The sequence below is a fragment of the Aquimarina sp. genome (assembly GCF_977115655.1).
The window spans coordinates 1-11,252 of record NZ_CDSBKO010000096.1; the positions used below are offsets into that span (position 1 = coordinate 1).

Sequence of the window (11,252 nt, forward strand, 5' to 3'; positions counted from 1 at the left end):
GACATCGACCGAGTGAGAGGATCCAGGGGGGAAAGGGATGACATCGCATTCTTTGACCAACCAGAGGAAGCGTACCATAAGGGACGGCCAACATAAGGGGAAATGGGAGAAGTGAGGTAGGCTGCTAGGTTAGAGCCCCTAGGGCATGAGTTCTTTGGATTATGGCCCCTAGGGCAGTTTTGGGTTTATTCCGGGCGGATGGTGCTACAGCCAGGAGGGAACGGGTCTCGTGAGGGCTCTCATGAAGGTCATGTCACTTTCTTCTTGAGGGTTGGTGACTCTCGCCTCGATTTCCTCGGCGACATCCAGTCCCATTTGATTTCGACGTAGTTCCAGCCGGCATTCGTGGCGAGCCATGGTACTGTAGTACGGCATGTAGGAGTTGTAATCGGCGATCATCTCGCGTTCTACGTCGACCGCATCTTCGTACCAGGCTTCTTGGACCTCGGTTTCCAATTCAGTCAACCTTGCTTCTGCCACCTCAAGTCGTTTGCTGCAGATGTCCCAGATGTCGTGTCGCAGTATCTCGCTGAAATCGTATTGTTCCAGGAGTGACAATTGAAACTCGAGCTCCTCAAAGTATGCCCGAGCTTTCTCGACGTAGATTGAGTTCATCTCGTCGACGGCTTGTCGTTGGGCCTCGCCGCGACAGTGGGCTGGCAACATTCGGGCTTCACGATCCGCTTCTCGGATATGGAAGGGGCGCCGGGAAGAGGGGACATCGAATGGGGGAACTACCTCGGGGCGAGCAGGGTGGGTGATTTCACGGGGTACGGAGGTACAGGCTTGGATCCCTAGGATCACCAGGAAAATATCGGGAGCATATAGGCCCCAGCTGGCATCGCTGCGGGTGCAACGAATGAGGCTGACGCGGATACCATGGCAGACGTATTGAACCAAGAGGTCGTATAGTTCTTGGCCACCTTCGTAGGATAGGGATGCCCGAACCTCTTGGAACAAGTTGATGCTATGGGTCTCTATATGCTTCATAAAGGAGGTGGAGCTGGCCCGTCGGCGATTCTGGTGGGGGTCTTGGAGAGTTTCACGGGCTGCATCCGTCAGTAGGACCTTGAGGTTCCCTTGGAGACTGTTGATTATGCGACAATTGAGATTCCTTCGATGTTGCAGGTACGCATATTCGACGGTGTCTTCTTTAGGGAAGGGATGGAACCGATCCATGTACGGCAGGAAGCCCCGGTGGACCAATGGTTTGGGCGGTTTGGACTTCAGGGATTTAAGGAGATCCGAAGCTTTGTCACTGAAGTGTTGGTTTCGCTTCTGCTCCATCCGGGCCTGGTTTTGTTCCCGGTTTACCGCCATCGGCTTGGTGAATCTTTGTTCCTTCCCTTGGGCCGTATATTTGGTGTAGGTGGGACCCGTCAAGTTCCGTCTTTCTCCATCCTCGTCGAGCGTAGGGGGCACGTCTTGTCCGTCGTTCTCGAACTCGTCGGGGATTCGGTGCGGCCTAGTGTCACAGTTGCTAGCGTAGTTGCGGAAGCCTTGGCTGGCCTTACGGTAGCGGTCTCTCTCCGGCCATTTGCTCAAAGGTCTTTTAGGTTTGGAATTCCGGGGGTCGACTACCCGTGGCCGTTCATCATTGGCATAACGCTTGTTGGGTTCGTCGGGGGTAGTTTTGGGGTCGCGTCCACGTTTTCGCCTGCCAGGCTCCGCAAACTCGCGAGGGGGGTCCGAAGTGTTGTCCCTTGGTCTCGGGTCCGCGGGCGCAGATTTGTTGTCTGGCCGGGGTACTTGAGCATGTACGGAATTCGGGGGCGGGACGTACGGACGCGTGGGGCGATTGGTTTTGGGAATATCCCTGCGATGGGGTTGTTTGGAGGGATCCGTACGGGATCGGTCTTGGCGGGGATCTCGTTGGTCCTGGTCCCGGATAAGGTCGATTAGGGAGACACGAGGGGGAAGTTGGCCGGACGTATTGGGTTTGGGAGTGGTGGTAGCAGTGGTGGGAGCCTTCACCGAAGGTCTTTTTAACGGGCTGTTGGAGGGCCGGGCGCGGATCGGTGGGGAGGTGTCCATTGGCTCTGATGGATAGGGAGAGCCTGGGTTTGAGGCCGCCAGCTCTTCCGCGATCAACCGCCTCTGGATCTCGTCGACACGGCGCTGCTGGGCAGTGTACCGATTAGGCCTAGTCCCGTCGTTACGTTGCCGATCGCCGGATCTTTCGCCTTGGCCTCCGGCTGCAGGTCGTCGGGAACTACCCTCACGGGGTCGTGACAAATTTGCATTCCCGGCGTCTCTCCTGTGGGGGTCACGCGATCGATAGGAGGGGTCGGCGGAGCGTTCTTCTTTAGGGTCGGGATGGGTCCACCACGACTCTTTCGATCCTCTCGTTTTGGAATTATGGGTAGCCCTAGGCTTGTCAGGGGAATCTGGTTTCTTGAACTGGTGGTCACTGGGGTTCTGGGGATCCCTTCGGGAGGTACCGGTAGGCTTTGCGGACCCTTGGTTTTTAGTGGGGGTGGGATCCCGGGGCTTCTCTCGATCTTTACTAGGGGGGTCCTTCCGTCGTTCGGGTGGGGAGTCTCGTTGGGCGGTACGGTAACTGGAGGTCTCGCTGGGGCGACTATCGGATCGAGAGTGTGTCTGGCGGGAGCTCCGGTCTGTTCCGCGGGATCGAGAGTGTGATTCTTGCGAGGGACCATCGGAGTCGCGAGTGCTTTGGCTGCCAGAGTTTACGGAGGATTCGGTCGTTCCGCGGGAGCAGTGAGAAGAGGTGCTTTTCGATGTTTCGCCATGAGGTCTTTCTCTGTGGCTTCGCTCGCGGTCGTCCCGGGAGTGTCTATCTTGGCTCTTGGCACTCGAACTCGTGGAGGTGGAGCTAGGTCGGTGACGGGTTTCCCTCTCACGATCATTTTTCTTGGGGGAGCGGCGTTTGTCCGAGGAGCGGTTGGTGGAAGACTCCTGGCGAGACGAGGGGGGTTTATCCTCTCGATGCCCGCTATGCTTCCTGGCGGCCTTGGGATCTGCCGTTCTCTTCGGATCTCGTGAGTGATGGGAGCTCTTCTGGTCTTGGGGGCTCTGGTCACGAGAGGAACCACCTTTGGAGGGTCGGGGAGGGGGAGAATAGTAGGTCCGCTTGGTGTAAGTCTCGTCCCTAGGACCGCGTTTTGAGCAAAAGGGGAGGTATTCGGTTTCTTTGCCGTCCCTACCCGTGAACGTGGGGGTGAAGACGTTCTTGTCGGGGCCAATGAAGATCTTAGACTTGATACGGTCAGAATCCTCCGGGTTTTGGGAATCCGTCCTGCGCGACTCTTTGCGAGTAGGGTTCGGGATAAGGGGAGGTGGGCGGCTTCTCTCACCCGGACGTGGCTCTGCCCTAGCTTCGGGGTAATGGGCATTACCTTCCTTATCGACCCATTCTCTGGTCCAGTTTTCACGGTCATCGGGGAGGGTATAGGGGGCACGCGTCCGATTCGGCGACAAATTTCGGGACTGATTTTCGGGTTGTCGCCTCTCTGGACGTATATGGCCGGTCACTGGATCTCTTTGTCGTCTCGAGTCATCCGTAGCCATGGACTCCGACTGTGTATCAGGGCGAGGGGTGGTTGAAGAGGCGGAATCTTCGTGGTCCTCCCCAAGGGTAGGAGATCCGGGTGGATTTCGGATGAGGAGATCAGGGTTGACATCCAACCCAGGGGGTGCAGCCGGACCGGGTACCTCCGAGTTAGTAGCATTGGATGGGACGGGGTTACCAATTGGGGGAGGGACCTGCTGGGAATCCAACGTGGGAGGACCGGGGGCAGCGCTAGGTGGTGCGTCAGAAGGCTTCGGCGGGGCGGTTGGATCTTGGGATCTGCCGAACAGTGGCTCTGAGTTCTTCAGGGGGACCTTGATGCGAAGACCGTCCCACTTTTCGAAAATATTGCCGGATCGACTGCTGTCTTTCGAGTGTGAGAGGGGATCGGCAGTATCCATGGCTTCAGGTACTTTGGGCCCGGGCATACCTTCAGGGGAAACCAGGTCTACAGGCTCCGGTGTGGGCGTCTTCTCCTCCGGTGACTGAGTCAGGTCAACCATCTCGGGAACGTCAGCTTCGGGTCGGTCTGGGGAGGCCAATTCGTCATTAGGGTCGTTGACTTCTTCGCCTACGACGACTTCTTCAAAGGCGGCAGGAGAGGGAACTTGGCAATCCATGTCTTCCTCCCCTGGGTTCACTCCCACGGATTGGACGGCGGCCTCTGCTTGCGTAGGGTCCAACGGGGGTAGCCGCACTGAGGACTCTCCAGATAGGTCCATTGATGCCGAACCAGACTCCGAATGAGGAGGATCTGCTTCGGGAGGTCGGTAACCGGGAGGAGATTGGGCGGACATGTTGTTGAATTGGTTAGCCACAGCTTCCACTTCGCCATCCGTATTGGTGTCGGTATGGGAACTATTGCCCCTAGGGCTTTTTGGTTTACTGGGACCGGGGTTCTTGCTGACGCCATTCGCTTCCTTTCGCTTGGTTGCGGGTGAGGCTGAGGAAACTGGAGGAGCAGGGGGCAGTTTGGAGGAGTCCGTTTTTCCGGAGGACTTGGGTTTGGAACGGGATCCTTTGACTGAGGTCCGATCATCGGGCCCCTTCGAGTCTTTCTTAGAATGGGACTTCTTTACTTTACTGGTCTTGGACGAGGGGCGTTTGTCATCGTGTTCTTTGCCCCGATCCCGCTTGCTTTCATCGTCCGAAGGTGGGTCACCGGAACCTCCCGCCGCGCCTCCTTGGGATCCTTTCTTGTCGTTCGAGTTGGCGGATCCTTTGGGGTTTTTACGGTGGGTCTTGCTGGTTCCCTTTTCTCGCTGTGAGTCCTTCGGACGGTTGGAGTCTCCTTCGGGTTTGGCATGGCCCCTAGGGCTATTTTGGTTAGCGGGGGGATTTTGGTCTTGGTTCCCGGAGGAGGAAGGTTGCTCCGTGTCGCTGGAGGGGGTGATTTCGCTTTCGCTGCCGCCATCCAGTTGGACTTGGTGTTTGGGGTAGAGTCCCACACTGCTCACACCCAATTTGGTTCGTTCGCCGTTTTCATCGAGGGGCGGCGGTTGAGGGTGTGCGGCACCTTGGGTCCGGGATCCCGAAAATTCGGGGCTTCGGTGTGAGGCGCCGGGGGATTGGCTTCCTTCACGGGGGACTCCGGTGTGGGCGCCCAGGGTCTGATCTCTGCCCCCGCGGCGCGCCTCCTTCTGCTCTCGCAGATCCTTCCTGGGTCACAGATCCGGATCGGGACCTTGGTCGGGTGGGTGACGGTTCGCGCAAGGCGTAGCGTTGAAGCGAATAGGGTTGGAGGATGATTTCGTCGTAAGGGGGAAGGGGTCTCACCGCCGGGTAGAAGGCGTAACCATTGGGCCAGTCGGGGAGATTATAGATTCGGTGATCCACGTCATCCACATTCGTAGCATTTCTGGGGAGAGCGTAGTACCCGCGGATTTGGGAGGGGATCCCCTTCAGTTCGATTTCATCCGGCAACAAGGAGTCGTAACTCATCCATCCCCAGCCGGGTTGGTAAACGAGTTCCTGGGTAGGGGTGAGACCTTCCGCAGCCCATAATTGAGATCTCGCGATTCCGTGGGCCAATACGGGTTGGATCACTCGGATGCTGCCCGGCGAGATGCTCCCTGGTTCACACTGAGACAGGATACGGCATTTCGGGGGAAAGGCTTCGGGGAAGATGACCACTTGGAATCGATTGTTGGGGACCAAACCCCGCAGACCGGAGTGGTTGCCGTCGAGTGGATTGTCTCGGCGCGACTGGGAATTCATGGTCTCGAGCAGGCGGAGTCCCTCCGAGACAGAGCGGAGTTGGTTCATCCCCAAGTCAATATCAGGGACCAAAGGGCGTAGGGTATCTCGGTACAGTGGGAGGCCGTATTTGTCCCAATGATTGGCTGGGTCTAGGGGGCGTCGTCGGTCTAATACCCCTAGGGCTTTACCGGGTCTTTCTCGTAGGACTAGGAGGGATTCACGAGGGATGGTGAATAGGAGGCCGGTCCTAGCGACTTTTCTTTCCTTTTGGAGTGCCACGCTGATCCGTACAAGGGCATGGATACGGGCTTCCTCTATCCGAGCATAACTACGGTCCCTGTCGCGGCAGGTCATGGGGAAGTTGTAAGACCGGGCCCGGGGAATGTCCTGGAAGCAGCTATGATGGAGGAAATCGTAGAGCTGCCGAAGAGCTTGGGGGGTGGTGTTGAAATCGACTGTCCCGCCGTCGGAAGCCAAAGCAAGGAGGACATCCAACGCGCTGTTGTGGCAGACCATAGCCATCATCCCGTCCCGGAAGTCGACTCGAGCAAGCGCCTTCGGATCCTGAACAGTGGGTACGGGGACCACGTAGTCGAAGCCCACGGGCCTGAAGAGATTAGCGCCGACCACTCTTTGGGTTTGGTCATAAAGGGCCAGGTGGAGGGACATGATCATTTGGGAATTGGCCTTTGGGACGATGCCATATCCTTGTTCGACCCACGCGTCGTAGAGACGGTAGAGGTTGAGGATGGGAATGCGGCGGATGTAGTTCTTCAGCTGGACCGTCTGATGGGGTTGGGGAGCGGGTCTGCGACGATCAAGTGGTATGGGGGTGGCCATTCGGATAGAGCCGAGGAACAGGAGGTCGTAGGTATCCCAAGAGACGAATGTTCGGAGGTTCCGTTGGGTGAGGAAGGTCAAGAGCTGGTTGGGAGCCCCTAGGGCTAATTCAAATAGGCGGAAGTGGACTTCGATTCCCTCGACGGAGCGGATATTGACCATGGTGGCGAAGCCCTTGAGGGGTGGGGTGTAGACATTTTGGCCATCTTTGTCGACGCCGAGCCTTTCGGCGTAGGCGTAGAAGGCGTCCGCGAGGACTTCGGTCTTCCACCAGGGGGATGCGAATACCGTCTCTATGGGGGACCGATACTCGCGGCTCATACGGATTGCGACTGGCAAATCTTCGGATAGGGCTGCGACGTCGAACAGGGAGTACCAATCTCGGGGGCATCCACCGGGACAATCGGGTTCGTGGATAGGGCGGCTCATCACATCCAATTTCTCGGGGGTGAACGTGCTGAATTGGATATCCAGGCTGAAGATATTAGCAGCACTGGCTTCTAGGAGACTGATGGCTGCCGCTACCATGTCGTCGTGGACCACGTTGATCACGATGCGGGGGAGTCCAAGGCGTCTCGTTGGCCAGATGCCTCCTGTCAGAAGATTCCAACGCTGGGTAAGCCACAGGCGTAGGATTAGCGAGTCTGCCTCTGGGGACCTGGAATTTCCAAAAATAAATCATTAATGATGGACAGAATGAATAGAGGATCGACCCACCAGTTTCAGAATGAAACTGGGGAGTCAATCCTCTGAGGGAAAAGAGGAAAATTAGAGGGGATGACCCACCAGTTTCAGAATGAAACTGGGGAGTCAATCCTCTGAGGGAAAAGAGGAAAATAAGGGGGCGGCGACCCACCAGTTTCAGAATGAAACTGGGGAGCCGACCTCCTATTTTGAACAAAATAACTTAAACAACAAATTTGAAACTGGATGGGTAACTAAAAATAAGTGTGAAAAATAACTAATAGTATTTGGATAACTATAATTTATAAATTTGACGAGACGAGACAAGATTGGCGGGCTCAAGTGAATCTCCGGGCACGCGATCGGGTCATCATCCCTTCGGGTAAGGGGGGTAGCGGAAGGGCGGCGTCGGGTACCAGGGTGAACAAGATCGGCGTTTCCACCCCTTCATCCAGGTTCGGGGGAGGGAGGGTCGATTCTTGTTCCGGGCCCGTCTGATCCGTCTCGGGGATTTCTTCTGGTTCTTCTCGTTCGGAGTCGGTAGACGGTTGAACGGTAATGGCTGGGAATGGGAAATTTGGAAGATCAGCAGCGTCCGTAGTTTCCGGGGACTTTTTGGCGGGGCGACGGCGAGGAGGGGGAATCGTTAGGGGTCTGGACGAAGTGGCTTCCACAGGGTTCGGCACTATGCCTGATCCGGGGGACTCTGCACACGAGTCACAGAACCACTGTTCCTTCTTTCCGGGGGCACGCTTCAGGCCGACGCATTCCAAGTGGAACCAGGTGGTTTCGTCGTGGATCCCATCGCAAGCGACCCAATGTTGGAGACGACGTTTATCGGGGTTGGGAGGCTTGAGTTCTTTGCATTTGTGGCACGCCGCTCGGACTGGAAGCTTCCGTTTGACACGATCCTCCAAATAGGCGAGGTATTGGGCTTCGTTACCGGCGTAAAGCTTCAGCTGGTCGAAATGGGCCCATTTGGCTTTGTCTTCGGTTTTGCCATATTCCCTGATGAGGGCGTTCTTTCCGTCAATCTTCTCCACTCGGTAGAGGCAGGTGAACAGGGGCTCAAAGCATGGGTGGAATCCGCGTTGTTGGACGGTAAGGGCGACTCGGTAGACCAAACTTCCGACTTCAATGGGGTTCTTTAGTTTACCAGTGTGGAGGTCATGTTGGTACCCGTAGCGGGCTTGGGCTTTCAGGATCTCGTCACTGCTTTGGGCCCAAAGGCTGCGAAGCTCAGCGAGGAGCCAAGTGACGTATTTTTGGACGGTGGTGGTACTGAACATGGGGGTTTCTGGTTCACCGGGTAAACGGGGGTCATAACCATGATTTAGGCGGAAGGGGCTTTCACCCGTGGAGGTATGGGGAGTCATCCGGTAGGCCATGGCAACGCGGCACACGAGCTTGTCCCATTCCTTTGGTTCGTCATGCACGACTTTGTTGAGGACGTTCCGCAGGGTCCGATTGAAACGCTCCACCATGCCATTGGTCTGGTGGTGTCCGGGGAGGGCATAGGCGATTTCCACTCCGAACTCATCGGCAAGGCTTTTGAAGGCTTTGGAGGTAAAGTTGGATCCACGATCAGTGATGATCTTGGTCGGGGTCCCATGTCGTGCAAGGACGTCGTTTTGGAAGGATTGGCAAGTGGTTTCGGCATCGACGCTTTTGATCGGGACAACTTCGGGCCACTTTGAAAAAGCGTCGATCCAGGTCAGGATATGGGTATATTGGTCAGTGGTGGTCGTTAGGGGGCCAAGAACGTCTACGAAGACGACTTGCCAGGGGCCACCAAGGGGGACGGGAATGGGTTGGAGGGTGACACGCCGATTAGCACCGGTGTTGAAGAGGCCACAGACCACGCATTCCGCGACGAACTTTTTCACATCCGGGATCATGGTTTCCCAGAAGAACTTTCGGGACAGTAAGCTGTAGGTTCTATCCCAGGACAGATGGCCGGCGTGTTGGGAATGGTATTTCTTTAGGAGTGACTCTCTAAGAGTAGTGGGGATGACGAATTGGGTTTGCATGAGGGGGTTGTAACCGCGGCGGTATTTCTTTCCAACATGGAAAAGGAGGTCTCCATCCAGGTAGTAATGCTCGTGTTGGCGGGTCATCCACCGAATGATGTCTGGCTCGGTATCATCGTCAACACGGTAGTTCTCCTTGTACATGATCATCATGCGGATACGGGGGTCGGCTCTTTGTTCACGGCAGAGCTCATCACGGGGCCAGGGTAGTAGTATGTCGGGTGCCCTGTCCACGTTGACAATTGATTCGTCATCGCCCCTGGGGTGGTCATGCAGGCGTGCAAAGGACATATCATCATGATCCCATTCCCCTGCTTCGACTGAGTAGGCACCCGCGTCGACCGTCTTGTAGGCTTCACTGGAGAAGATCTTGTCAAGGTCGGCTTGGGTGATTTGGACAAAAGGGGGCCTGCTCACGGCATCGGCGGGGACATTCTTCAATCCAGGGAGGTAGATGACCTCGTAGTCGAACTCTTGAAGTTTGATGGTCCATTTGAAGAGCCGATGGGTGATTCCATTCATGGTTTTGCAGGCGTTGAGGATGTGGGTAAGGGCTTGGTGGTCGGTATAGATATAAATATGATTCCCTAGGAAGTATGTTCGGTACTCTTTCATGGCGCGGACAATGGCGAGGCATTCTTTCTCGGTCACACTGTAGTGGACTTGGGCCGCTTGGAACTTTTGGCCTCCATAGGCGACGACTCGGAAGTCTCCATCTTCGTTCTTTTGTTGGAGGACATTGCCCACTCCGTAGTCGCTGGCGTCGCAGAAGAGGTGGAAGGGTTCTTCGAAGTTTGGGTAGGCTAGGATGGGGGCGGAGCAAAGCGAGGTTTTTAGCTTTTCGATCGCTTCGTCGCATTCCGGGGTCCAAGCGCTACCGAACTTCTTGCCTTTGAACTGATCTTTACCCGTCAGCTTGTAAAGGGGAGCGGCTATAACCGAGTAGTTATAGATGAATCGCCGGTAGTAGTTGCTAAAGCCCAAGAAGCTTCGGAGTTCGGTGACATTGGAGGGCATGGGGACTTCCTTGACAACCGCAATCTTTTTAGGGTCGGTGGCGATACCTTCCTCTGACACGACATGGCCCAGGAAGGCAACTTTGCGCTTCAGGAAGTCGCACTTCTTTCCTTTGACCTTCAGGTTGTACTCCGAGAGCCGGTTCCAAACACAGGTGAGGTCGTAACAGTGGGTCCAGAAGTCTTTTGAGTAGGTGATGACATCATCGATGAAGCACAGGCAGCAGTCGGCGGTCAGTCCTCGGAGGACGAGTTGCATAGCCCGTTGGAAGGTAGCGGGGGCATTAGTAAGGCCGAAGGGCATCTTGAGGTGTTCAAACAGGCCGTCTTCGGTGATGAAGGCTGTCTTCTCGATGTCCTCGGGTCGCATGGCAAATTGCCAAAATCCACTTTGAAGATCCATGGTGGAGAATACTTTTGCTCCGCGGAGGGCTTCCAATTGTTCATCGGTTCTGGGGAGGGGAAAGGCGTCTTTACGGGTGATGGCGTTGACTTTTCGGAAATCGACGCAGAAACGCCAAGTTCCATCCTTTTTGGGGACCATAACGACTGGGCTAGCCCAAGGGCTATTGGAGGGGCGAATGACATTTGCTCTAAGCATGAGGTCAATTTCTTTTCGTTTTAGTTCCCGGACGCTATGGGCGGATCGGTAGGCTTTCTGTCGAATCGGCTTTTGGTCGCCAGTCTCCATCGCGTGTTCGACTCCTTTGCACATCCCGAGTTCTTCTTTAGACTGGGCAAAGATGTCTCGGTAGACGTCCAGGAGGATAGCGAAGTAACGCTGGTGTTCCTCATCGATGTCCATCAGGGAGGTGTCGATGCCTACTACGGGTTCGGGTTGGTATTCGGGGTCGTTGGCCATTTCCGTCACCAGCTGCTTCAGCCAATTTGCATACCGGGGGATTTTGGGCTGGTATCTCCAGGTGAGTTTTTCCCCTAGGGAATTTGGTG

3 protein-coding genes are annotated in these 11,252 nt (G+C 55.8%); 1 reads left to right on the forward strand and 2 read right to left on the reverse strand.

The window, feature by feature from the left end; all coding sequences use genetic code 11:
- Positions 1–204: 204 nt before the first annotated feature.
- Entirely contained in the window at positions 205–1,287 is a 1,083-nt protein-coding gene (locus tag ACZIYX_RS22705; protein WP_462684554.1) for a hypothetical protein, read from the reverse strand.
- Positions 1,288–6,130: 4,843 nt separating this feature from the next.
- Here ACZIYX_RS22705 and ACZIYX_RS22710 point away from each other — a divergent pair.
- Positions 6,131–6,673 (forward strand): hypothetical protein, encoded by a 543-nt coding sequence (locus tag ACZIYX_RS22710; RefSeq protein WP_462684555.1) that lies wholly within the window; start codon positions 6,131–6,133, stop codon positions 6,671–6,673.
- Between the two features lie 920 nt (positions 6,674–7,593).
- On the opposite strand, the gene ACZIYX_RS22715 is transcribed toward ACZIYX_RS22710, so the two are convergent.
- Positions 7,594–11,163 carry an RNase H-like domain-containing protein gene (locus ACZIYX_RS22715; protein WP_462684556.1) on the reverse strand — a complete coding sequence of 1,190 codons (3,570 nt, stop codon included), beginning with the start codon at positions 11,161–11,163 and terminating at the stop codon, positions 7,594–7,596.
- Positions 11,164–11,252: the final 89 nt, after the last annotated feature.